At 56.1% G+C, this 23,168-nt stretch carries 21 protein-coding genes; 12 read left to right on the top strand and 9 right to left on the bottom strand.

The window, feature by feature from the left end; translation table 11 throughout:
- The first annotated feature begins 417 nt into the window (after nucleotides 1-417).
- Together LQ945_RS14300 and LQ945_RS14295 are read left to right on the top strand one after the other, a co-directional pair.
- Nucleotides 418-798: a CaiF/GrlA family transcriptional regulator gene (locus LQ945_RS14300; RefSeq protein ID WP_269935309.1), complete on the top strand. Its 381-nt coding sequence runs from the start codon at nucleotides 418-420 to the stop codon at nucleotides 796-798.
- Nucleotides 799-1,086: 288 nt separating this feature from the next.
- Nucleotides 1,087-1,860: a hypothetical protein gene (locus LQ945_RS14295; protein WP_269935308.1), complete on the top strand. Its 774-nt coding sequence runs from the start codon at nucleotides 1,087-1,089 to the stop codon at nucleotides 1,858-1,860.
- A gap of 71 nt (nucleotides 1,861-1,931) precedes the next feature.
- Here the strand turns inward: LQ945_RS14295 and LQ945_RS14290 are convergent, their stop codons facing one another.
- The gene (locus LQ945_RS14290) at nucleotides 1,932-2,483 is read right to left on the bottom strand and encodes a tyrosine-type DNA invertase (protein WP_269935337.1); all 552 of its coding nucleotides are present in this window, start codon (nucleotides 2,481-2,483) and stop codon (nucleotides 1,932-1,934) included.
- A gap of 405 nt (nucleotides 2,484-2,888) precedes the next feature.
- Here LQ945_RS14290 and LQ945_RS14285 point away from each other — a divergent pair, with 405 nt between their 5' ends.
- Nucleotides 2,889-3,515: a lysoplasmalogenase gene (locus LQ945_RS14285; RefSeq protein ID WP_020824800.1), complete on the top strand. Its 627-nt coding sequence runs from the start codon at nucleotides 2,889-2,891 to the stop codon at nucleotides 3,513-3,515.
- 39 nt (nucleotides 3,516-3,554) lie between these two features.
- Here the strand turns inward: LQ945_RS14285 and LQ945_RS14280 are convergent, their stop codons facing one another.
- Nucleotides 3,555-3,932 (bottom strand): AprI/Inh family metalloprotease inhibitor, encoded by a 378-nt coding sequence (locus LQ945_RS14280; protein ID WP_269935307.1) that lies wholly within the window; start codon nucleotides 3,930-3,932, stop codon nucleotides 3,555-3,557.
- Between the two features lie 55 nt (nucleotides 3,933-3,987).
- Entirely contained in the window at nucleotides 3,988-5,451 is a 1,464-nt protein-coding gene (locus tag LQ945_RS14275) for a serralysin family metalloprotease (protein ID WP_262240162.1), read from the bottom strand.
- A gap of 673 nt (nucleotides 5,452-6,124) precedes the next feature.
- Here LQ945_RS14275 and LQ945_RS14270 point away from each other — a divergent pair.
- From LQ945_RS14270 to LQ945_RS14255, 4 genes are all read left to right on the top strand, one after another.
- Entirely contained in the window at nucleotides 6,125-8,440 is a 2,316-nt protein-coding gene (locus tag LQ945_RS14270) for a zinc/cadmium/mercury/lead-transporting ATPase (RefSeq protein WP_270101035.1), read from the top strand.
- A 175-nt stretch (nucleotides 8,441-8,615) separates the two neighbouring features.
- Nucleotides 8,616-9,686: a hypothetical protein gene (locus LQ945_RS14265; protein WP_270101034.1), complete on the top strand. Its 1,071-nt coding sequence runs from the start codon at nucleotides 8,616-8,618 to the stop codon at nucleotides 9,684-9,686.
- Nucleotides 9,686-10,822 carry a BamA/TamA family outer membrane protein gene (locus LQ945_RS14260; RefSeq protein WP_270101033.1) on the top strand — a complete coding sequence of 379 codons (1,137 nt, stop codon included), beginning with the start codon at nucleotides 9,686-9,688 and terminating at the stop codon, nucleotides 10,820-10,822. The genes LQ945_RS14265 and LQ945_RS14260 overlap by 1 nt, the downstream gene beginning before the upstream one ends.
- Complete coding sequence (locus LQ945_RS14255; RefSeq protein WP_044554427.1) at nucleotides 10,822-11,943, top strand: DUF4056 domain-containing protein; 1,122 nt, start codon at nucleotides 10,822-10,824, stop codon at nucleotides 11,941-11,943. Before LQ945_RS14260 ends, LQ945_RS14255 begins: the two co-directional genes overlap by 1 nt.
- A 13-nt stretch (nucleotides 11,944-11,956) precedes the next feature.
- On the opposite strand, the gene tusA is transcribed toward LQ945_RS14255, so the two are convergent.
- A complete protein-coding gene (gene tusA, locus LQ945_RS14250; protein ID WP_020824793.1) occupies nucleotides 11,957-12,208 on the bottom strand; it encodes a sulfurtransferase TusA in 252 nt (83 codons plus the stop codon).
- 220 nt (nucleotides 12,209-12,428) lie between these two features.
- On the opposite strand from tusA, the gene LQ945_RS14245 reads away from it, so the two are divergent.
- The 3 genes from LQ945_RS14245 to LQ945_RS14235 all read left to right on the top strand — a co-directional run bounded on the left by LQ945_RS14245 (nucleotide 12,429) and on the right by LQ945_RS14235 (nucleotide 14,213).
- Nucleotides 12,429-13,094 carry a 7-cyano-7-deazaguanine/7-aminomethyl-7-deazaguanine transporter gene (locus LQ945_RS14245; protein WP_020824792.1) on the top strand — a complete coding sequence of 222 codons (666 nt, stop codon included), beginning with the start codon at nucleotides 12,429-12,431 and terminating at the stop codon, nucleotides 13,092-13,094.
- 40 nt (nucleotides 13,095-13,134) lie between these two features.
- Nucleotides 13,135-13,569 carry a GNAT family N-acetyltransferase gene (locus LQ945_RS14240; protein WP_269935301.1) on the top strand — a complete coding sequence of 145 codons (435 nt, stop codon included), beginning with the start codon at nucleotides 13,135-13,137 and terminating at the stop codon, nucleotides 13,567-13,569.
- An 80-nt stretch (nucleotides 13,570-13,649) separates the two neighbouring features.
- The gene (locus tag LQ945_RS14235) at nucleotides 13,650-14,213 is read left to right on the top strand and encodes a DcrB family lipoprotein (protein WP_044554425.1); all 564 of its coding nucleotides are present in this window, start codon (nucleotides 13,650-13,652) and stop codon (nucleotides 14,211-14,213) included.
- Nucleotides 14,214-14,246: 33 nt separating this feature from the next.
- Here the strand turns inward: LQ945_RS14235 and glpC are convergent, their stop codons facing one another.
- From glpC to glpA, 3 genes are read right to left on the bottom strand one after another with little or no spacing between them, the layout of a single operon-like run.
- Nucleotides 14,247-15,446 (bottom strand): anaerobic glycerol-3-phosphate dehydrogenase subunit GlpC, encoded by a 1,200-nt coding sequence (gene glpC / locus LQ945_RS14230; RefSeq protein ID WP_270101032.1) that lies wholly within the window; start codon nucleotides 15,444-15,446, stop codon nucleotides 14,247-14,249.
- Nucleotides 15,443-16,714 carry a glycerol-3-phosphate dehydrogenase subunit GlpB gene (gene glpB / locus LQ945_RS14225; protein ID WP_270102992.1) on the bottom strand — a complete coding sequence of 424 codons (1,272 nt, stop codon included), beginning with the start codon at nucleotides 16,712-16,714 and terminating at the stop codon, nucleotides 15,443-15,445. The genes glpC and glpB overlap by 4 nt, the downstream gene beginning before the upstream one ends.
- Nucleotides 16,704-18,347 carry an anaerobic glycerol-3-phosphate dehydrogenase subunit A gene (gene glpA / locus LQ945_RS14220; RefSeq protein ID WP_270101031.1) on the bottom strand — a complete coding sequence of 548 codons (1,644 nt, stop codon included), beginning with the start codon at nucleotides 18,345-18,347 and terminating at the stop codon, nucleotides 16,704-16,706. Before glpA ends, glpB begins: the two co-directional genes overlap by 11 nt.
- Before the next feature lie 365 nt (nucleotides 18,348-18,712).
- Here glpA and glpT point away from each other — a divergent pair, with 365 nt between their 5' ends.
- Together glpT and glpQ are read left to right on the top strand one after the other, a co-directional pair.
- Nucleotides 18,713-20,068, top strand: a complete 1,356-nt coding sequence (gene glpT, locus LQ945_RS14215) for a glycerol-3-phosphate transporter (RefSeq protein WP_020824786.1) — start codon at nucleotides 18,713-18,715, stop codon at nucleotides 20,066-20,068.
- An 83-nt stretch (nucleotides 20,069-20,151) separates the two neighbouring features.
- Nucleotides 20,152-21,231 carry a glycerophosphodiester phosphodiesterase gene (gene glpQ, locus LQ945_RS14210; protein ID WP_270101030.1) on the top strand — a complete coding sequence of 360 codons (1,080 nt, stop codon included), beginning with the start codon at nucleotides 20,152-20,154 and terminating at the stop codon, nucleotides 21,229-21,231.
- A gap of 32 nt (nucleotides 21,232-21,263) precedes the next feature.
- Here the strand turns inward: glpQ and yigL are convergent, their stop codons facing one another.
- Nucleotides 21,264-22,064 carry a sugar/pyridoxal phosphate phosphatase YigL gene (gene yigL / locus LQ945_RS14205; RefSeq protein WP_020824784.1) on the bottom strand — a complete coding sequence of 267 codons (801 nt, stop codon included), beginning with the start codon at nucleotides 22,062-22,064 and terminating at the stop codon, nucleotides 21,264-21,266.
- An 11-nt stretch (nucleotides 22,065-22,075) separates the two neighbouring features.
- On the bottom strand, nucleotides 22,076-23,113 hold the full coding sequence (pldB, locus tag LQ945_RS14200) for a lysophospholipase L2 (RefSeq protein ID WP_270101029.1): 1,038 nt from the start codon (nucleotides 23,111-23,113) through the stop codon (nucleotides 22,076-22,078).
- Nucleotides 23,114-23,168: the final 55 nt, after the last annotated feature.

Below are 23,168 nucleotides of genomic sequence, written 5' to 3'. Positions count from 1 at the left end.
CACTTTGGTCCAAAATGTCGCATTTTCAGCACATCAGAAACACGAATAACCAATTGAAATTAAAGGGGAAATAAAAAATAACTCAAACAAATATACTGTGTGGCAATTTTGCATCTTGGCACCTGATCCTCCCTTAAAATAGCAAGGGTGGAAATATTGATGGAAACGTGCATATGAAGAAAGCACCCAATAGTGACAGCAGCTTCACAAATGCTTTTTTCAAGCTATCCAACAGCGACTCCATTAATTAATCAGAAGCATCGGGTGTAAGAAAAGTTATACGTTGCCATCCCAAAATAACCGGTTGGTGAAATGAAAATGGCAAAGTTACCTGGCCGATAGCGTCCTGTGGGAAATGGCGCGGCGACTGAAGGCCACCCTAACAACTATTCATTGATCAAGGAGACTGGGGACTTTATGAAGCTTCAGCATGACGAGAATATCACCCTGCCAGAAACGGTAGCGCACCTGGCCGAACAGCCGTTATGTCGTATTGTGGCCACCTGGGGGTTACTGCAAAACCACTATCTGAACCGCCAACGCATCATGCAGGCCTTTAACGTATCGCGCCGCAAGGCGGGTTATATTCTGCGCTATATAGTGCACAGCCCTTGCATCACCTGCGATCAACACGTTTACACCCATCCGCGATCGCACCGCCAGGAACTGCGGGTCTGGATCCGCACGGTAAGCCAACCCCAGCCATTACGAACGAAGAGCACCCGGGTTCACAGTGAAGACAGGCAAAACGTCTGGGCACAGCTGCTTCAGCGACCGTGGAGCGAACTGCATCTGTAATAGCCGGCCCTCTTCGCTCCCCTCGTTGGGGACGTTGCTTATAGACAACTTTTCCCACCGGGGCCAGGCCGTGATGACATGAACAGCGTTGCGTTTAATCGGCCCCGGCTTTTTCAAACCAAGGGGGATAACCCGCTCTTGACCAAAAGAACCCTGTATTACCTGGAACAGTTTGCCTGGGATCTGGTGTTTGCTCTCAGTGCACTGCTCTGGTGTCTGTTTGCGCTGCTGCTCTACTGGGTGTTTTAACCCCGGCGCTATTTTTCATTTGATTGCAGGAGAGATGATATGCGTTTGACCGTTAACGAGCACACCGGCTATTTCCCCGCCCCCAGGGAGCAGGACCTGCTGCGTAATATCGCCACGGCAGACAGTCTGCCCAGCATTGTCCTTAAACTACACCCCGCCGCCGAAAGCGCCGTGCGGCTGGAGCCCCTGCCCCATACCGGCGGCGTCAACTGGCTGCCGCTACTGTGGCAACTGGTGGTGCTGAAGTCCTGTCGGCATGACCTGAAGCTGAGCCTGCTGGCACCGTTTTCCGCCCCCGCCTGGCACCGTCTGTTAGGCGTGCTGAACATTGCCCCCGGTCTGGCCGCCAAACAGCCACAAAGCCTGCCATTCTTGACGCTAACTGAGAGTCGGGTATTACTGACATTGCTCGGCGGTATGCATCCCTGGCAGTTGGCCGCCCGCATGAACCGAGATATTCGCACCATTTCCAGCCATAAAAAGCGAGCAATGGACAAAGCCGGCTTGCGGCACAACGGCGAGCTCTATGCGCTGGGGGCGCTGCTTTACGGCCCGCACCACACCACTGCGCAAGTTGCCTTGCCGGCGGCGGAACAACAGGTGTTGACCGCTCTGCTGTGCAACGGCAGCGTCACGGCGACCGCACAGTCGCTGGGGAAAAGCGTCAAAACGGTCAGTGGTCAAAAGCACAATATTATGCGGCGACTTAACGTGCCCCATGAGGTGGCATTGTTTGCCGCCGCCGCCGAGCATTGCAATATTGAGCCCGAAACAAACACCCCGTTCACACAGCGGTGGAAGAGTGTCATTTAATGACCGACGGCCGTTACGACAGTGAGTTCACACTGTGGCTATTTCAAGAGAATTAATCTTCTGGGCGAAAGTTAAAATTCGATTCTTTTGAAACGGCGGACATTACTGGCGGTATAGAGTACCGTATGCTGAATATTCCGGTGGCCGAGATAATCCTGTATCAGTCGGGTATCCATACCTTTATTTGCCAGACTGTAGCCGCAGGCGTGGCGTAACATATGGGGATGGGCTGGTAATTCGAGACGTGCCGCTTTGCCGTAATCACGGATCAGTCGGTAGATTTGCTGGCGCGATAACCGGCCGCCTTTACGCGACAAAAATAACCAGGGCTGGCCGGCGTGCGGGCTGTCTTTGCGGTAATCCAGCCAGCGTTTAAGCATCAGGGTCTCATCAGGTTGTAATGGGTGCTGAACCGACAGACCATTCTTCAATCGCGAAATAAAAACCCGCCGCTCGGCGAGTTCTATATTGTCCACCGTCATACGGCTTAACTCGCTGGCCCGCAAACCGTGAACAAAACACATGGTGATCATGCAACTGTCCCTGATCGAATTCAGTCCCCCCTTTATATTTTTTATCATTTTTTTTATTTCTGATTCATTCAGATATTTTCTTATTTCCAATTGCATAACTCCCCAGAAACATCATGTATCAAGCGGGACCGATGGTGGGTCTAAAAAAAGCTAAAACTGCAAATACAGTTACCCAACCTGCTAAATAATAATGAGATTCTAAGATTAATCCTTAGCTATTATTGTCACGCACAGCATTAATGACTAATTAATTAGCATTCTCATCTGAACGTTATGGCTCTCAGAAAATGATCCGCAACGCTTGAACCGCCATTGTCAGCAGGTTTGTTCGAAAGAAACTTCGCCGCCCTTTCTTGCTCTGCAAATAAGTTACCGTTCATCAGCAAGAAAGCATTGTCGATTGCAGGGGCGCTGCCTACACTGCAATCAGGAAGTGACACTGGTGACAATTTGGAACCGGCTGCTGCGGTTCCCATAATGAATAAGGAAGACATAATGAGTTGGCCGTTCCTTGCCGTATTCTTTTCCGGTTGGCTGTTCGTCGATGCCTCCTACCGCGGGCCGCGTTGGCAGCGTTGGGTGTTTAAGCCCATCACCCTGCTGTTGCTGTTATTGCTGGCCTGGCAGGCGCCGGTGTTGGGGCCTGCCGGGTATTTGATCGTCCTCGGCCTGCTGGCAACCTTGATCGCCGACACTCTGCTGCTGCTACCGCGCGAGCGCGTGCTTTACGCCATCGGGGCATTTTTCCTTTCGCACTTGCTGTATACCCTGAGCTTCGCCAGCCAGATGACCTTCAGCCTGTTTTGGCCGCTGCCGCTGGCGCTGCTGATTATCGGCGTGCTGTTACTGGCGACGATTTGGACGCGGTTGGAAGAAATGCGTTGGCCGATCGCCACCTATGTAGCCATGACGCTACTGATGGTGTGGCTGGCGGGTGAACAATACTTTATGCGCAGCACCGATTTCGGTTTCTCGCTGCTGGCGGGCACATCACTGCTGCTGCTGGCCAATGTCGTGTGGCTGGTAAACCGCTATCGTTGGACCTTCCGCGCCGCGGATGCGTTGGTGGCTTTCTGCTATTTCTCCGGCCATTTCCTGATCGTACGTTCTCTGTACCTTTAAAGCTCATCAGGGCGGGTTCGGCTACCGAACCCGCTGTTGTTATACCAGCGCCTTCAGCGTCAGACCATCATCGGCCCCAAGCTGGTTGCGGTAAATATCGCCATCGCGCGAGAAGAACGCCAGCGTACTGCCATCCGCCCGAAGCAAAGCGATGCCATCCGGCGCCGGCCGCCAACCGACGACCTCGGCGGTTAACACCTTCTCCAAACAATGCTGGCGATCGACCAAGACGTAGCCGTGGGTTTCATGCTGTTCGTCGGCCAAAAATTGTATCTGACATTGCTGTTCCGCATTGGCAACCTGCCATTGCCCCGCCAGTGACTGCGCGCTGAGAAGAACCAAACTGCCGGCCATAACTGCTCCCGTAACCATCATGCCGCCTGCCACTAAGGCGGCGTGCGCTAAGCTGCCCTTCATATCGGCTCCCGTATAACGCCCGACCAACCGGGACCGGGCGTTACCGTCTGGACTGTTACACGATAAAGTCAGTGGCGACGTCCACCTGGCCGACGATCTTCACCAGGAAGTCCGGCGCCTGATGGCCGCCGATATTCAGGGCCAGATCGCTGACGTTATTCGACGCATTGTAAGACAGCAAGGCTTCGCCCGCTGCGCCGCTGAAATGATCGACGAAGTGGATCTGATCGCCGCCCTGCGCACCCTGATTGAAGAATGACAGGTCGATTTTATCGATGCCTTTCTGGAAATCCTTGATCCAGTCGGAAGCACCCGGCGCAGAATCGCTGACCGCAGAGAAGACAAAGGTGTCTTTGCCCGCACCGCCCCACAGCTCATCGGCCCCGCCGCCGCCGAACAGCACGTCGTTGCCCGCGCCCCCCTTCAGCACGTTGTTGGCCGCATTGCCGACGATCACGTCATTGCCTGAACCGCCAATCGCGTTCTCGATGGTCACACCTGCGGCAATGGACACGTTGCCTTTCAGCCCACCCACGTCGGAGAAAGATTTCTCGTTCAGGTTAATGCGCTGGTTAGCGGTGTAACCGGAGAAATCGAAGGTGTCATTACCGCCCGCATCCCAGGCCGCGAAGATCACTTTTTGCGAGTTGCTGGTGGTGCTGAGGAAGTCACGACCGGTATTGGAGTTGAAGCCATACACGGTATCGCCGGTGCGGGTGGTCAGGTTGGCGCCATACAGATGCTGAATAGCGGAAATGTCATCCAGCAACGGTGCCGCAGCGTAGTGCCCGCCGTTGTCGCCACCGGTGTTGGTTTCACTCCAGTAACTCATCAGGCTGAACTCACGAGTATCTTCGGCGTAGCTGGCGTCTCTGTAGGTCGGGTTGCCTTCACCGGCGTTGTAATCACCCGGATGGCTCAAGCCCAAGGCATGACCAATTTCGTGGGTAAAGGTCTGGCGGCCATAGTCTTCGCTGGCCGGGTGTTTCACGTTCGACTGGTTGACGTTATACCAGGTCTGCCCGCCCAGGTTTTGGCCCTGATAAATGGTGTTCGGCAGGAAGGCGTAGGCCTGGGTATCGTAGTCATAATGGCCGGGACGATCCTGGCTGTAGTTACCGAAGGTGATGTTGGCCTTCTGGCCGGCGCCAACTTCGGTAAAGGTGATATTGGCCACGTCAGACCAGGACTGCAACGACAGCTTGGCCTGCTGCTGCTGTTCCGCGCTGAATTTGCTCAGCCCGGTATCGCCGGCGACGTTGGTGGAAGAGAATTTATAATCCGGGAAAGAGAAGGTTAATTTAACCGGCTGGCCAAAAACTTTATAACCGTTCCAGGTTTGGTTCTCGCGGGTAATAAACAGCCCGGCTTGTTCGGTAGAAAATGAGTCCTTGCCATTAACCTGAATGCCGTTGCCGCGCTCATGATAATGCAGTAAATCGTCTACTGCATTGTAACCGGAGCCCGTAGCCGCAAGGCTGGATTCAGTAATTTCAATTGCCTTTTTAGTAGATTGCATTGGTTCGATTCCACTCATTAGCCGATTGTTTTCAATCAGACAGATAGACATAACCTGCCAGGAAGCCACGGATAACTAACCGCATGCTAACGGGAAGGGCTTTATGCGCCGTTGACGGCAGTGTGTTAGATAGAATTAATGCATATATATCAGTAAATAAGATTACCGCTATAAAAGGTAATCGATTCCAATTATAGGCAGGGGTGCAAAACTGAACATAAAATAATCAGCCATTTATTGTCGTTTCGAAGGCGATTTCTGCTGGTTTTTTCCATTCTTTACAATATTAATGAAACTTAAACGCCATGAGTTGGTAACAAACTCCAACAAAAATGCGGCCTGTAGGGTCAAGCGAATCGTGCTGGGATTTAGACGGCCAAAAGTTAAATTTTGCTAAAGCGTTATAGATTAATAACTCTTTATTATTAGCCGCCGGTATTTTTTAGTTCCTGCCGGAATAACATTTTCTTTTTTTGACTAATAGCCTCGTGCCCACTTGACCGATTCGCGCTCGTTGTCCCCGCGATAAACGACATAGGCAGAAAGAAACATCCCCAATCTCCCCTCAGATGCGCCGTTAGCAATAATTCTCATCCGTCGCTTGACTCTGGAGTGGACTCCAGGGTGTAGAGTCTGTTTCAAGAAGCTCATTAACTGCCCTGAGGGGGACGTTATGCATAACCATGAAAACCATAATCATCAGGAACATAACCACGCCGAAGGCGGCTGCGGTTGCAATCACAGCCACAGCAAAACTCAGCACGGTTGCAGCAGTGAAAAACAAAATGCCGCTGACCACAGCGAGCACGCCCATAGCCACGATCATGGCGCCAGCTGTTGCAGCGCTGACGATCATGGGGATCCCGACGAGGAGAGCGACAGGCTAGTTGCCGCCCCCCTCGCCGGTAGTCAACGCTACAGCTGGAAGGTCACGGGTATGGACTGTCCAAGCTGCGCCAAAAAAATTGAGAATGCCGTTACCGCTATTCCAGGCGTTGCAAATGCCCGCGTGCTGTTTGCCACTGAAAAGCTGGTGGTCGACGGCCAGTCCGATCTCAGCCTGCGCATTCAGGATGCGGTAAAACAAGCCGGTTTTACCCTGCTTGGCACCCAGGCAACCCAAGCCGAGCCACCAAAGCCTTCGCGCCTGGGGGAATTTGGCCCATTGCTGCTGCTCACCGCGCTGATGATCGTCAGCTGGGCGCTCAGCATGGTCAACCCTGAGCTGAGCCGAATTGCCTTTATCGCCACCACGCTGGTAGGGCTGGCACCGGTCGCCACCAAAGCGCTGCGATTGATCCGCTCGGGCACGCCGTTTGCCATTGAAACTCTGATGAGCGTGGCAGCCATCGGCGCGCTGTTTATAGGCGCGACCGCCGAAGCGGCCATGGTGCTGTTGCTGTTTATGGTCGGCGAAATGCTCGAATCCTATGCCGCCAACCGCGCTCGCCGTGGCGTGAAGGCGCTGATGGAACTGGTCCCGGAAGATGCCCTGCTGCTGCGGGGAACCGAACGCAAACGCGTACCGGTCGCCAGCCTGCGCCCCGGCGATGTGATTGAAATTGCTCCCGGCGGTCGCCTGCCGGCCGATGCCGAACTGCTCAACCCGTTCGCCAGCTTCGACGAAAGTGCCCTGACCGGCGAGTCGGTCCCGGTCGAACGTCAGCAGGGTCAGAAAGTGGCGGCGGGCAGTTTATCGGTCGATCAGGCTGCACAAATGAAGGTGATTTCCGAGCCGGGCAAAAACGCCATTGACCGCATCCTGCAGCTGATTGAAGAAGCCGAAGAGCGCCGTGCGCCGATCGAGCGTTTCCTCGACCGTTTCAGCCGTTACTACACACCGGCCATCATGTTGCTGGCCATTGCGGTGATCCTGGTTCCGCCGTTGATGTATGCGCAACCCTGGGATGTCTGGATTTATCGCGGCCTGACCCTGTTGTTGATCGGCTGTCCTTGTGCGCTGGTGATCTCCACGCCAGCCGCCATTACTTCCGGACTGGCGGCGGCAACCCGTCGCGGTGCGCTGATTAAAGGTGGCGCCGCGCTGGAACAACTGGGCCAGGTGCAAACCATTGCCTTCGACAAAACCGGTACCCTGACGGAAGGCAAGCCGACGGTCACGGATGTCCTGCCGCTCAACGGCATTGGCGAACAGTCATTGTTGACCCTTGCCGCGGCGGTAGAAGCCGGCTCCCATCACCCGTTGGCGCAGGCCATTATCAACCGCGCAGAACAATATGGCGCCCCTCTGCCGCCGGCACAGCATCGCCGCGCGTTGGCCGGTGTCGGTGTGGAAGGCGTTGTCGACGGTAAAACCGTGCTGATCAGCACACCGGCCAAGCTGGCTGCCGGCTTGCTCGACCGGCAGGGTACTGACCGGGTAGAACAGTTGGAAAATGCCGGTAAAACGGCGGTAGTGGTACTGGAAGATGGCGTGCCGATCGGCCTGTTGGCCCTGCGCGATACGCTGCGCAGCGACGCCAAGCAGGCGATTGCCGAACTGAATGCGCTGGGGATCAACGGGGTGATGTTAACCGGTGACAACCCGCGTGCCGCCGCAGCGATTGCCACTGAGCTGGGGCTGGATTACCGCGCCGGGCTGCTGCCGGAAGACAAGGTAAGAGCGGTGACCGAGCTGAGCGAGCTGCGCCCAACGGCGATGATCGGTGACGGCATCAACGACGCGCCGGCAATGAAAGCCTCCAGCATTGGTATTGCCATGGGCAGCGGCACCGACGTGGCGCTGGAAACCGCCGACGCAGCGCTGACTCACAATCGGCTACTGGGCGTAGCGGAGATGATCCGCATCTCGCGCGCCACACATGCCAATATCCGGCAAAACATCACCATTGCGTTGGGGCTGAAAGGGATATTCCTGATCACCACCCTAATGGGCCTGACCGGGCTGTGGCTGGCGGTGCTCGCAGACTCCGGCGCTACCGCGCTGGTCACCGCCAACGCCCTGCGCTTGCTGAAAAAACGTCAGTAATAAGAGCAACATGTCAGGGTGCCATTGGCGGCACCCTGACTCACTTACCCGAAAAATAACACCGACAAGTCGCACGTAATAACCATAAAGCCAGCATGCCTTTCTATATTCTTCCGCCATCTATTCACTGAAACCCGATAAGCCAATTAAACTTATCAGAGTCATGGCCGAATGAATGAAACCGCTATATTTTAAAATCCTGAACCTGCTCGCCATCCCTTTTATCCCTTCACTTGCTCTGGCGCAGCAGCCTGATTCAGCCCCCACCGAGCAGCTCATTGATACTGCCGATCGCCCCCTCTTCATCACCCAACATGCCTTACCGGCAGCCCAGCATGCTGATGTACCGAAGGCGAAACCCCTGCCGGAGCACCGCCTGCTGCCCCTTTGGGGGGATGAAGCACGGGCCCGCGGTTATGATCTGCCGGAACCCTTCGGGATCGGCATCAACTACATGAACATGCGGCAGAATATCGATGTCGATAGCATCAACTTTACTGGACTAGGTTGGGACACATTCGCCCTGCCAGCCAATTTGTTCGACATAGACGTAAGCAAAACTCGCGAACAAAGCAAAACGGAAACCATGCGTCTGGATACCTGGGTGCTGCCGTTCCTCAATGTTTACGGCATTGTCGGCCATACCAAAGGCAGCTCGCTGTCCAAGGTCTCCGTCGACGGCCATCCCAGCCAATATGCCGAAGGCTCGATGGAGAATCTAATCGCCGGTATGGTGCACGGTATGAACCAGGAAGGGACACTGCGCGATCTGGATTTCAAACTCGATTTTAAAGGCACCACTTACGGTGCCGGTTTCACCTTGGTCGGCGGGTATGACAACTGGTTCACCTCGGTCGATACCAACTACACCCGCACCAATTTCGATATCCTTGATGGCCAAATTTCCGCACTGACGGTGTCGCCTCGGGTAGGTTACCGTTTCCTGGTGCCGGGTATCAGTGGGCAAACCCATCTCAACCTGTGGGTCGGCACCATGTATCAGGACGTGCAGCAAAGGTTCAAGGGCAGCCTGAGCGATTTACAAATGCCGGTTGAGCTGCAAAATCTGATGATGATTGCCAACCAGAAGGGTGAAGGCCGCTTCGACGTGAAGCAGCATCTGCAATCACCGTGGAACGTACTGATTGGCACGCAATATGAAATCACCAGACACTTTAACCTGTTGACCGAGTTTGGCTTTAGCGAACGCAACAGCTTTATGGTCTCGGGTGAATATCGCTTCTGATGGCAATATCGATTCGCAGTTTGCCGCTGGCCTTGTTGGTGCTGCTGCCCGCTGCCAACGCCGCCTTATTGTCACGTCAGCAAATCGATGGAATGTTGGCCCCGCTGGGATCTGACAATCATTTCGACAGCAGCAAAACCATCGATTGGGGCGTTTTGCCCGGCCCGTTCTATACGCCAGAACTCGGTCTGGGCATCGGCACCGCCGTGGTGGGAATATACCGACCGGACACACACGATAAAGTCAGCCAAAACTCGACGCTGGCGTTAAAGGGCTTTTTCAGCACCACCGGCGCCTTCGGCGTCGGTTTCCAAAACCACAGTTTTTTCGCTGAAGACCAATGGCGTTTCTTTGCCGACGGCTCGCTGAATAATATGCCTACCTATTTCTGGGGCACCGGTTACCAGGCTGGACATAACAACGGTAACAAAGAAAAGTACACGCAACAGGCATTCCAGATAGCGCCACAGCTGCTGTATCGCATTGCCAATGCCACCTACGCGGGGGTTGGCTGGGATTTTTCCTCGACGCACGCCAGCAAGACTGATGAAGATGGCAGCAGCCTGCTAAGGGCCCAAAAGGCCGGCGTTTCATCGCTAAGTTCAGGAGTCAGCGGTTCGCTGAGTTACGATACGCGCGACTTCGTTTCTAATGCCAGCCGTGGCCAGTATCTTCGCCTGAGTGACACCTATTTTGCGCCGGAATTGGGCGGCGACAGCCGTTTCAATGCCGTGGAGGGTCAGTACAATGCTTACCACAGCTTGAGTGCGAAAAGCGTGCTGGCGTTGGACGCCTACAGCCGCCTGATCACTGGCGATGTCCCCTGGGACAGGCTGTTCGGGCTGGGCGACGACAAACGCATGCGGGGGTATTATCAAGGCCGTTATCGCGACAGAAATGTGTTCAGCAGCCAGCTTGAATACCGTCGCAAGCTGAACTGGCGCCACGGTTACGTTCTTTGGGCCGGTGCGGGCACGCTAAGTAGCAAGGCTGGCGATTTGGGCCAGGGGCCCTGGTTACCCACGCTGGGAGCGGGTTACCGTTTTGAATTCAAACCGAAAATGAACGTGCGGCTCGATTTTGGCATCGGACGTGGCAGCAGTGGATTTTACTTTCAGGTTGGGGAAGCTTTTTAATGCGCTCTGTTGTACTGCTGGTTTTGTTGTCGTTTACTTCCGCGCTAACTGCCAAACCCGTGGAAACGTTGGTGACCTCGCAACCCATCAACGAAAGCCGTATCGCCTGGCCGGTGGCTGCGCCGCTGTCCCCGCCGGATGGTTTGCGCCCCTGCTGTGCCTTTGGCTACAACCTCAAAGCGCAAGTTTGGGGTATCCCGGTGCCCTTTTATCAGTTGGGTAACCTGGTGGATGCAGACCGGCTTGGCCGTCACCACTATAACGACAGCGCTTTCAATGCCGTTAGCAACTTGATGGGACTTGGCAGCGAGCAATTGGGGGTGATGTACACCCGCCGCGGGGGATTTATCGATATCGCTCACGTGCGCGACACCGCCGACAATACCCTTTTCCTGTTCAGCCAACTGCTACCCCGATTGGGCCAGCAATGGAATATCGATCTTAGCCCCGAGTTGGCAATACGCCGTATCCAGCTGAACGCCTTTACCCCGCCTCAGGATGCTGCGCAGCGCTATACGCTCGCGGCGTATTTGGCAGGAGAACTCGCCTTTCAAATGGCGGCGTGGCATGAAGTGGCACAGTGGTATGGCTATCAGTCGGTACCGGGGTTTTCAGAGGAGGTCTCGGCTTTTTCACCGGAGGATTTGTATTCCAACCTGCTGGGATCACGGCTGGCGATCGATGCTATCTTGCAGGGGCAGGCGGTTTCCCTCACGGCCTACAACCACGCCATGGAGACGCTGCTCCCCCAGGCCCTGCACCAGCTTGGCGCCGTCTCCATCAGGGAAACACAGCGGCAACTCGACGGGATTGATGGCGACTGGTGGGACAGCCATCGCCGGGTGCCGGAGAAGTTTTTGGTCTTGAAACGGGATTACACCACCGGCAGCAATCGCCTGCCCCATCGGCCCCCGTTCGAAAGTACCGCCCCACAGCGCCTGATGTTACCGCTGCAGGTTCAGGGGTTCTGGCTGGCCAGGCTGGGTGAACTGCAACTCTGGCCGACGGATGCGATGCATTCTCTGCCGGTGCCGCCCCACTATTACCGCCCGCAGGATTTCAGGGGGCTGGCAATGCATGCTCGCGCATCGGACGCACAGCAAATACTGCAAAAACGCTAGGCAAAAGCGGCGATTAGCGCTCAACACCTTTACGCAATAAATAGCGGTAAGGCGTTTTTTCAGTTTCCTGCGCCACCAGCGTATGCTCCATAAAACGGCAGAAGCCCGGGATATCCCGGGTGGTGGCCGGATCGTCAGCGATAATCAGCAAGGTTTCACCGTTATCCATATGGCGCACGGTTTTACGCACCATCATTACCGGTTCCGGACAGCGCAGCCCCAGCGCATCAAGCGTCTGGTCGGCCTGGGCAAACAAGTCAGTCATGCAATTTTTCTCGGTCAAAAGCGATCGGCGCACGCTCGCCGCATCTCATTAGCGCCTAGTTTACGCCGGTAGTTTTTCTGTGCAAGATGCGTTAACGTTTGCGTTAAATTTAACCATTGCATTGGTTGCGCAAACGCGTATCATGCGGCCGCGCAGCTTATTTCGCTGCACAGACAAGACATTCTGGGTTCCCTCACCCCACTGCTAAAAAGGCTACAACATGTACTCGTTTACCGCTCGACAGCGCCTTACCGCGTTGGTCTGGCTATCGCTGTTCCATATTGTCATCATTACCTCCAGTAACTACCTGGTGCAGTTGCCGATGTCCATTTTCGGCTTCCATACCACCTGGGGCGCGTTTACCTTCCCGTTTATCTTTCTGGCAACCGACCTGACGGTGCGTATTTTTGGCGCCCCGCTGGCGAGACGCATCATTCTTTCGGTGATGGTGCCGGCCCTGTTTATCTCGTACGTCATCTCCACCGTCACCTATCAGGGGGAATGGCAGGGGTTTGCCGCACTGGGCAGCTTTAATCTGTTTGTCGCACGCATCGCCGTCGCCAGCTTTATGGCTTACGTGCTCGGTCAGATCCTCGACGTACACGTTTTCAACCGGTTACGCCAGCGCAGCGCCTGGTGGGTGGCCCCTGCCGCGGCCATGTTCCTCGGCAATATCAGCGACACGCTGTCGTTCTTCTTTATTGCATTCTACAAGAGCAGCGACGCCTTTATGGCCAACAACTGGGTCGAGATTGCGCTGGTCGATTACAGCTTCAAGGTGCTGATCTGCATGCTGTTCTTCCTGCCAATGTATGGCGTGCTGCTGAATATGCTGCTCAAACGCATTGCCGCTCGCCAGGGCGACAGCAGCCTGCAACCGAGCTGACCCGTGTTATCATTGGCGGCCTACCCATCCGGAGGCCGCCATGACCGTCACCACCCGCCACGCCACCCTCGAAGAAATTCACCGTCTGTATCAGCAAATCCCCGAATTCGGCAATCTGCACAATCTCAACGATCTGCAACGGCGCATCGGCTCACTCCCGATGAGCGCACTGATCGCCGAAGTCGACGGCCAGGCTGCCGGTTTCAAACTCGGTTATCAGCAGCAAGACGGGGTGTTTTACAGCTGGTTGGGTGCCGTATTGCCGGCTTATCGCCGTCACGGTGTGGCATTGACGCTATTGGCAGAGCAGGAAAACTGGGCTCGAGGACAGGGCTATCGCCAACTGAGGGTGAAAACCCGCAATCAGTTCCGGGCGATGCTGATGATGCTCATCGACCATCACTATCAGATTGTTCAACTGGAAAAGAAAGGCGAAGTGGCTGATTATCGGCTATTACTTGAGAAAACCTTGTGACAACATCTGCCTTGCATTTCACCCTGGAATAGGTTGCGATACGGCAGTGAAACCCTACCTGAAAGGAAGAAGGAAGCCCAATGCGTAAAGTAGCAAAATTGATGGGTATCAGCCTGTTAGTGCTTGGCCTGGCGGCCTGCGACGGCGAAACCAAAGACACCAAAGCACCGGCAGGCGATGCCGCAGCCAGCGCACCGGCCGGGCAACAGGTAAGCTTGCTGGAGGGTAAGCTGGCGTTCACCCTGCCGGTCGGTATGGCGGACCAAAGCGGCAAGCTGGGTAATCAGGCGAACAACATGCACGTTTACGCCGACAGCACCGGCCAACGCGCAGTGATCGTGATCCTCGGCGACAAAACCGCCGACAGTCTGGAAACCTTGAGCAAGCGTCTCGAAGATACCCAGCGTTCACGCGACGCCAACCTGCAGGTGGTGACCAACAAAGCCATCGACGTAAACGGCGTGCCGCTGCGTCAGTTGGACAGCATCATTACCAGCGGCGGCGAGAAGGCCTACTCCTCCATCCTGATTGGCACGCTGGACAACAACATGCTGACCATTCAGGTGACGTTGCCGGCGGATAACCAGCAGCAGGCGCAAAGTGAAGCTGAAGGCATCATCAACACGCTGAAACTGAACAAGTAAACTTTTCCGGGGCGCAGTTCACACTGCTGCGCCCTACGCCAAAGCCTGTGCCAACAGGGTGATCGGATGTTCGCAGCGCTTGCTGGTCGACATCTCGATTTGCCATTTGCAGGTTTCGCAGTCCGTCACCACCAAATCGACCCCGCTTTCCTCAATCTGACGAAACAGCGATGCGCCAATCCCTTGCGAAGTCGCATAGTTCTCGGATTTAAAACCGTAGGTGCCGGCAATGCCGCAACACTGCGAATCCAATACCACCAGCTCCAGCCCCGGTATCTGCCGCAGTACTTCCAGCGTATAGGCCGTCCAGCCCATTTTCTCCATGTGACACGGCGTATGGTAGGCCACCCGCAACGGCGTGTGCTTCAGCGGCAACCTGCGCCCCTGATTGAGCAGGCGGTACAGATAGCGCGTCGCCAGCTCCACCCGTTCTCGCACCGCCGAGGTATCCACCTCCAGCAAATGCGGGTATTCGTCACGCAGCGTAAAAGTACAGCTCGATGAAGTGGCCACAACAGGAATACCGCGCTCCAACACCGCCTCATGCAGCGATTCGGCATTCACCCTGGCCTGTTTCTTGGCCTGGGTAATAAAGCCGTTAGCAATCAGCGGCACGCCGCAGCATTTTTCCCGCTTGAGCAACTGCACGCCGATATCCATCGCATTGAAGACTTTGATCAGGTCTTTACCCAGCTGCGGATGGTTGTAATTGACGAAGCAGCCGTGGAAAAAAGCCACCTGCTCAGCATAACGCTGTTGGGCCTGCGCTTGCTGGCGGTACCAGCGGCGGAAGGTGCCGAACGAGTATTTCGGCAGTTCGCGACGGTGGTCAATTTTCAACGCCTTGTCCAGCAGGGCGCGCACTGGCTTCAACCCGGTGGCGGCGTTAACGATCGGCGCAAACGGCGTCGACAGTGAGCCCATGATATCGGTATGACTGAGGATGGCGTCGCGCAGCGTCGGCTTGCTCTGGGCAAAGTCGGCACGCGCCCGCTGAATGATATCGCCAATTTTGACGTCGGACGGGCAGGCCACCTCGCAGCGTTTGCAGTTGGTGCAATACTTCAGCGCTTCATCGTACAGCGCCGGATCTTTTAACCGCAGGCGTTCGCCGTCCGGCCCCGCCTGCTTGGGCCCGGGATAAAGCGGATTCACTTTGGCTACCGGGCAATAGGTGGTGCAGACGGTGCACTTGATGCAGTTTTCAAAACTGTTGTCTTTCTGCAGGCTCATGGCTGCTCCTCCTGTGCCGCAATCTGTTGCACGACATGCAATGCTCCCACCAGCGAAACACCTGCACCGCAGCCCTGCTGCAGCGGATCGTAGCCGCCGGTCACCGCCCCTATGGCGTACAGGTTACTCAAAGGCTCTCCCTGCCTTAGTGCTCGCAGCCGGTTATCGGTGCGCACGCCAAACTGCAAGTAGGGTTGTGGAGCAAACAGCTCACGACAACTCCAGTCTGCACGCTCCGCCTTACTGTCGACATCCAGTCCAAATACCGGTTCACGTATGCCGTCGAAGTCCGCCACTAGCCCATTACTGAAAAAGCTGCCGCTGGCCAGTACCACCTGCTGCGCCACCAGCGGAATGTCGGTGTGGTTGCGGGTATAAAGACCGGTGACACGCCCGGCTTCAATATCTGCCCGCAGCACACTGTCCCCCGGCATAAAAATACCGCCCAATTGCTGCAACCGCGCGCGCAGCGCCTGGTGCAACCGCATCCCCAGCACCGAAGGCGGCAGCGTCGGCAGCAGGCGAATCGGTTTGCCGACCGCGGCCTGCAGCGCCGCCAGTGGCCCGTCATCCTCCAGCCCCAGACAGGCCGGCAAGAATATTGCCTCGGCGTCCGCAGCCAACCGCCGAAGCTCGTCCGCCATTGGCGTCAGGTTTTCCGGCAGATCCAAGACCCTGGCGATATTTACCGCCCGGAATTCACTGGGGTTGTTGCGCAGCCGATCCAGTGCCGGCAAATGCATATCTGCCACCTCAGCCCGAACGCCCAGGCTCTGCGTCAGTGAACTGGCGGCCAACTGCGGCTGAAAATCCAAAAAGCCTTCAATGCCGATCACGGCTATGTGCTGCCACGGCAGTTCGCCGTCCAACGGCGTAACGGGGATAGCCCGCGGGCTGAGCCAGGTAGCCCGGCGCGTGCCCAGCGGCGTGATGCGCAGATGATTGCGTTCGTTGTCGCCCTGCAGATCAAGCCCGCAGCGCTGCAACAGTGAAGCGGCTTCACCCGACAGCGCTGCCACCCGTTCGGTGCCGATCAACGCATAAGGATGCCGGGGCGCTTGTGTTGCCAACGCGGGCAACGCCGCCAATGGCTCTGTCACCGGGGTGCCGTCGGGCAGCTGCGCCAGCAGATCAAGCGAGCCGGATGAAAAATAGAGTGCGCTCTGGCCAGAACTGACCACCGCACAACGCTTGCCCTGTTCCGCCAGCCGAATGGCGCAGGTCATTCCCGCCAGGCCACCGCCAATCACCACTACGTCAAATCGCATCATCGGCCTCCTGTTCCCCCCGGGCATCGAGCCCGCACAATCCCTGGTAAACCCAACTGGTAAATTCACTTTCGCGCAGCGCATCGCCCCAGGCGATGGGCCGGACACCTTTCCAACGTTCATTGAGAAAATGCGATAGCTGGTCGATCGACTGCTGCGGGGTGGTGACGTTAAAGCGTGTCAGCAGCCCCGCGGCACGGCAGGCGCAAAGCTCCCCCTGGCAGGTACCCATGCCAACGCGGGTACGGCGACGCAAATCGACCAGGTTATTGACGGTGAGAGAGTTAACCGCGTAGCGCACCTCGCCGGCGGTCACCGCTTCGCATTCGCACACCAGGCTGTTGTCCAACCGATCCCCCGCCGGTACCCGGTTTGCACGGTCGCCGTGACGGTAAACCGCCGAGCCGCGAATGCTGGCGGGCAGGGAAACCACGCTGCGAACCGTTTCTTCCGCCGACTGACGAGAGCCCGGCAGCGCCTCCTGCGCAGTGGTGCAGGGGCTGTCTACCCTAAGCTTTTCGCACACTTTATCGGTCGCCCACTGCGCCATCAGCCGGTAGGTCATCAGCTTGCCGCCGGTGATGGTGATAAAGCCTTCCAGGCCATCGCGGCTGGCATGATCGAGCAGCACGATGCCACGGCTGACGTTGCGGCCGCTGGGGTCGTCGTCACTGGCGACCAGGGGGCGCACGCCGGCATAAGCACGCAGAATGCGGGTCTGTGCCAGTTTAGGTGCCAGCAACGCGCCCTCGCGGATCAGAATGTCCACTTCTTGCGGCGTCACCAGCATGTTGTCGATCTGGTCATAGTCAATGTGGGTGGAGGTGGTGCCAATCAGCGAGATGGTGTCGCCCGGCACCAGAATATCGGCGTCCGCCGGCTTGCGGCAGCGGTTGATCACCATGTTGTTGATGCGATGGCCCAGGATCAGCAAAGCGCCCTTGGCCGGGAACATGCGGATCCGCAGGTCGGCATATTCTGCAATCTGCTGACCCCAGATACCGGCGGCGTTGACCACCACTTCGGCGTGAATGTCGTAACGGCGCGACGATTGATGGTCGAAAACACGCACTCCGGTAACGCGATCGCCCGTGCGCAATAAACCGACCACCTGGTGATAGGTGAGGATCTGCGCGCCGTGCTCACGGGCATCGAGCATATTGGCGGCGGTCAAACGAAAAGGATCGACGGTGCCGTCCGGCACGCGTACCGCGCCGATCAACGCCGGGTTGGCCGCGGGCTCCAGACGCAGTGCCAGTTGGGGATCAATCGCTTCGGCGTTGATACCGGCGCTGTGGCAGGAGACAATAAACTGCTGTTGGTATGCCAACGAATCCTGCGGCAGGGTGATAAACAGCCCGTCGGTTCGCTCAATACAGTGATGCGCAATGCGCTTGAGGATGCGGTTCTCTTCTATGCATTCGCGTGCCGACTCGCCGTCGGTAACCGCATAACGCGCTCCGCTGTGCAGCAGGCCGTGGTTGCGCCCGGTCGCGCCGGTGGCGATATCATGACGCTCCAGCAGTATGCAACGCAGACCGCGGCGTGCGCAGTCACGAGCAATGCCCGCGCCGGTCGCGCCGCCGCCAATGATGATCACATCCGTTTCGTTTTCTGCTGAATGGCTGCTCATGACGCTCCCTCTGGATCCGTGATTATTGCCCTATTGGGCCACAGTCATTGGGGTCTTTGTTTGATAAGGAACAATAACGAACTTAAAACGAAAGTAAAATGTCCACAAAAAACCACGAATGTGATCACAATCACGATTTTTAGGCGTTTTTCTATTTCATAACGTTAACGAATCGCTCAAAATCCGCCGGTGTTTCATAAAAGTGTAACATTTGCGCCATTCATCACAGCGACACCAGGCGGTTTTGACTAGGATGACGCTCGTTATGGAACAAAAAAACACCACATTCGATATCCGCTCAATCATCAAATGAACGTAAAAGATCATATTGATGTGATAACTAGATAAAGCCATCGGAGGCGCTCATGTTGAGTATTTTTAAGCCGGCAGCACACATTTCACGTGTGCCGGTCGACAAAGTCGACCCGCTGTACCGTAAATTGCGCTGGCAAATATTTATGGGGATTTTCTTCGGTTATGCCGCCTACTACCTGGTGCGCAAGAACTTCACCCTGGCCATGCCTTACCTGATTGACCAGGGCTTCAGCCGCGGTGACCTCGGTTTCGCGCTGTCCGGTATTTCCATCGCCTACGGTTTCTCCAAATTTATCATGGGGTCGGTTTCTGACCGCTCCAACCCACGCGTGTTCCTGCCCGCCGGCCTGATTTTGGCTGCCGCGGTCATGTTGTTCATGGGCTTCGTGCCATGGGCGACATCGAGCATCGCAGTCATGTTCGTCCTGCTGTTCCTGTGCGGTTGGTTCCAGGGCATGGGCTGGCCGCCTTGTGGCCGTACCATGGTGCACTGGTGGTCACAGAAGGAACGCGGCGGTATCGTTTCGGTCTGGAACTGCGCCCATAACGTGGGTGGCGGTCTGCCACCGCTACTGTTCTTGCTGGGCATGGCCTGGTTCAACGACTGGCACGCGGCGCTGTACATGCCGGCCTTCGGTGCCATTCTGGTAGCCCTGATCGCCTTTGCCCTGATGCGCGACACCCCGCAATCCTGCGGCCTGCCGCCGATTGAAGAATACAAAAACGATTATCCGGACGACTACACCGATAAAGCGGAAGAGGAGCTGACGGCCAAGCAGATCTTCATGCAGTACATCCTGCCGAACAAACTGCTGTGGTACATCGCCGTAGCCAACGTGTTCGTTTATCTGCTGCGTTACGGCATTCTGGACTGGTCACCGACCTACCTGAAAGAAGTGAAACACTTCGCGCTGGACAAGTCTTCCTGGGCTTACTTCCTGTACGAATATGCCGGTATTCCGGGCACCCTGTTGTGCGGCTGGATGTCGGACAAGGTGTTCAAAGGCAACCGCGGTGCCACCGGCGTGTTCTTCATGACGCTAGTGACCATTGCCACCGTCGTTTACTGGCTGAACCCGGTCGGTAATCCTGGCATTGACATGGCCTGTATGATCACCATCGGCTTCCTGATTTACGGCCCGGTCATGCTGATTGGCCTGCACGCACTGGAACTGGCGCCGAAGAAAGCCGCTGGCACCGCCGCAGGCTTCACCGGTCTGTTCGGTTACCTGGGCGGCTCTGTTGCAGCCAGCGCCATCGTCGGCTACACCGTTGACTACTTCGGTTGGGACGGCGGCTTTATGGTGATGATTGGCGGTAGCATCGGCGCGGTAGTGCTGCTGTTGCTGACCATGATGAGCGAGAAAAAACACCACGCGGAAATCGCTGCCAACAAACGCGGTTAAGCGTCATACAACTTTCGCATTATTTAAAGGCCGCATTGCGGCCTTTTTTCTACCCCTGCACCTACAACATGGAGAACAACAATATGCGGACTCAAGTCAAAGCCCTGCTGACAGGGATTATCCTGGCCACCTCAATGGTCAGCGCTGCACAAGCCGCCGACAAGGTGGTGATTGCCCACCGTGGCGCCAGCGGTTATCTGCCGGAACACACGCTGCCAGCGAAAGCCATGGCCTACGCGCAAGGTGCGGACTTCCTTGAACAAGATCTGGTGATGACCAAGGACAACGAGCTGGTGGTGTTGCATGACCACTACCTCGATCGCGTCACCGACGTAGCCGAGCGTTTCCCGGACCGCGCGCGCAAAGACGGCCGTTATTACGCCATCGACTTTACGCTGCCTGAAATCAAGTCGCTGAAGTTCACCGAAGGTTTTGAGATCGAAAATGGCAAGAAGGTGCAGGGCTACCCGGGTCGTTTCCCGATGGGTAAATCCGACTTCCGCGTCCATACCTTCCAGGAAGAGATCGAATTTGTGCAGGGGCTGAATCATTCAACCGGCAAAAACATCGGTATTTACCCGGAAATCAAAGCGCCGTGGTTCCACAAGCAGGAAGGCAAAGACATTTCCAGCAAAGTGCTGGCAGTACTCAAGCAGTATGGCTACACCGGCAAGGGCGATAACGTTTATCTGCAATGCTTCGATGCCAACGAGCTGAAGCGGATTAAAACCGAGCTGGAACCGAAAATGGGCATGGATCTGAAACTGATCCAACTGATTGCCTACAACAAATGGCAGGAAACCTATGAGCAGAGAGCCGACGGCAAATGGGTGGAATACGACTATGACTGGATGTTCAAACCGGGCGCGATGAAGCAGATCGCCCAGTATGCCGACGGTATCGGGCCGGACTACCACATGCTGGTGGTGGCGGAAAAATCCAAGCCGGGCAAGGTGGTCTTGACCGACATGGTGAAAGAAGCGCATGCCAACAAGTTGGCGGTGCACCCATTCACCATCCGCGCTGATGCGCTGCCAGACTACGTGACCGACGTGCATCAGCTGTATGACGTGATTTACAACCAGGCAGGCGTGGATGGCGTATTCACCGACTTCCCTGACAAGGGCGTGCAATTCCTGCAAAAGCAGGGCCAGCACAAGTAACCATCAGGGCGCCGCAAGGCGCCCTGTTCATATCAGCCCAGGAACATTTTGCGCAGGTAATGCGGCACCGCGTCGTCGACGTTGGAGCCTATGACTTCCAGCTCAGGCAGTTTATCTTTCAGGCGCTGATGCGCGTCGCGCATGATGCAGCCTTTGCCGGCCATCGACAGCATTTCCAGGTCGTTCATGCCGTCGCCGAAGGCGATGCACTCTTTCAACGTATAACCGATGATCTTGGCCACTTCTTCCAACGCATGCCCTTTTGACACGCCACCCGCCATCACTTCCAGACAGGTTGGGAACGAGAAACTGACGTTAACCCGATCGCCCCAGCGCGCATTGATGGCATCTTCCAGCGGCAGCAGCTTTTCGTGATCGTCGCAGGTGAAGTACACCTTGCACACGCCGTCAGTTTCCAACAGGCCCGGTTCGAACAACTGGTACTGGAAAATGGATTCCTGGAAAAACTCTTTCTGTTCAGGACTTTCCCGGTTGATGTACCAGTCGTCGTTACGGTAAACGTTGGTGGTGATATCGGCATCGTTATGCAGCATACCGTAAAGATCGCGGGCAATGTCTTCGGCCAGGTTATGGCTGAAAATCAGCTCACCGTCGGTGTTGTGCACGCGAGCGCCGTTGGAAGTGATCATAAAGGCGCTGATGTCGAGGTTATCGCGGATCTGCGCAACGTCGATATGGTGACGCCCGGTAGCAAAAACAAAATGAACGCCGCGCTGGGTCAGCAGCTTCAAGGTCTCTTTGGCGTACGGGGACAAGGTGTGGTCAGGTGACAGCAGCGTGCCATCTAAATCGGAAGCGACGACGTGATACATAGCGGTATGTTCTAACCTCTGATGGAGTGGTCGGCGGTTGGGGTACCACCTAAGTGTTGAGCAAAGAAACGCAGGATTGCGTTCAGTGCTTCGGCGCGCATCGCGTCCCGCTCAAACAGGATCTCATGCCGTGCGCCTTCGATAACCTGCGGTTTTCCCCCTTCGCAAGGGTGCCCCGCTTCTGACAATGCCTGACAAAAAGCCTGATGAGAGCGGTTGTCGACCACCCGATCCTCTCCGGCCTGCAATAACAATAGCGGCGTGGTGATGTTAGCCGCCTGAGCGATGATATCCCGACCGGCCTGGAGACTTTCTCGCACCCAATGGTAAGTGGGCCCCCCCACCTGCAGCTCGGGATAATCGGCGTAATAGCGCAAGCAACGCCGATAGCGTTCACGACTGTGGGTCAATACGTTAACCACGTACGGCAGTGGCCGCCACTGGCCGGTGCCTATCGCATAGTAATCACGCACCGCCGGGTGCTTCTCCGCCCAGTTAAGAATGCGATTCGCCATCCAACCCGGCATCGGTAGATAAATGCCGAACATGGGCGCACAAAACGCGGCAGCGTCAAAGGCCTGCGGCTGACGTACCAGGAATTGCGCCAGGATCGCGCCCCCCATCGAGTGCGCCAGCGCAAAGCTTTGCCGATAACCACGCGGCTTAACTTCCTGCTGATAAAACTGGGTGAAATCGTCGACGTAATCGCTGAAGTTTATCACATGACCGCGGTGGGTATCTGCCAGCAAACGGCCGGAACGGCCTTGCCCGCGGTGATCCAGGATCATCACATCGTAGCCGCACTGAAACAGATCGTAGGCAACTTCAGGATATTTCACGTAACTTTCGATGCGGCCGGGGCTTACCACCACCACCCGCTGATGACGCGCAGAACGGAATCGTACGAAGCGGATGGGTACGCCGCCAACGCCGATGAACTCGCCCTCCTCACGCAGCCGCCAAAAATCCAGCAGCGGGCCGGTGGCGAAAGCAGCAAACTGCGTTTCACGCTTTAACCAGTCATCGGTGCTGAGAGTAAACGACGTCATCGCATGCCTTTTAGCGAGGGAAGTGCCTACAAAAATATGATAAATATTACTATAC

It is taken from the genome of Serratia liquefaciens (assembly GCF_027594825.1).
Lineage (GTDB): Bacteria > Pseudomonadota > Gammaproteobacteria > Enterobacterales > Enterobacteriaceae > Serratia > Serratia liquefaciens_A.
The sequence above is the reverse complement of the archived record's forward strand: the minus strand, read 5'-3'. Positions and strand labels throughout refer to the sequence as shown.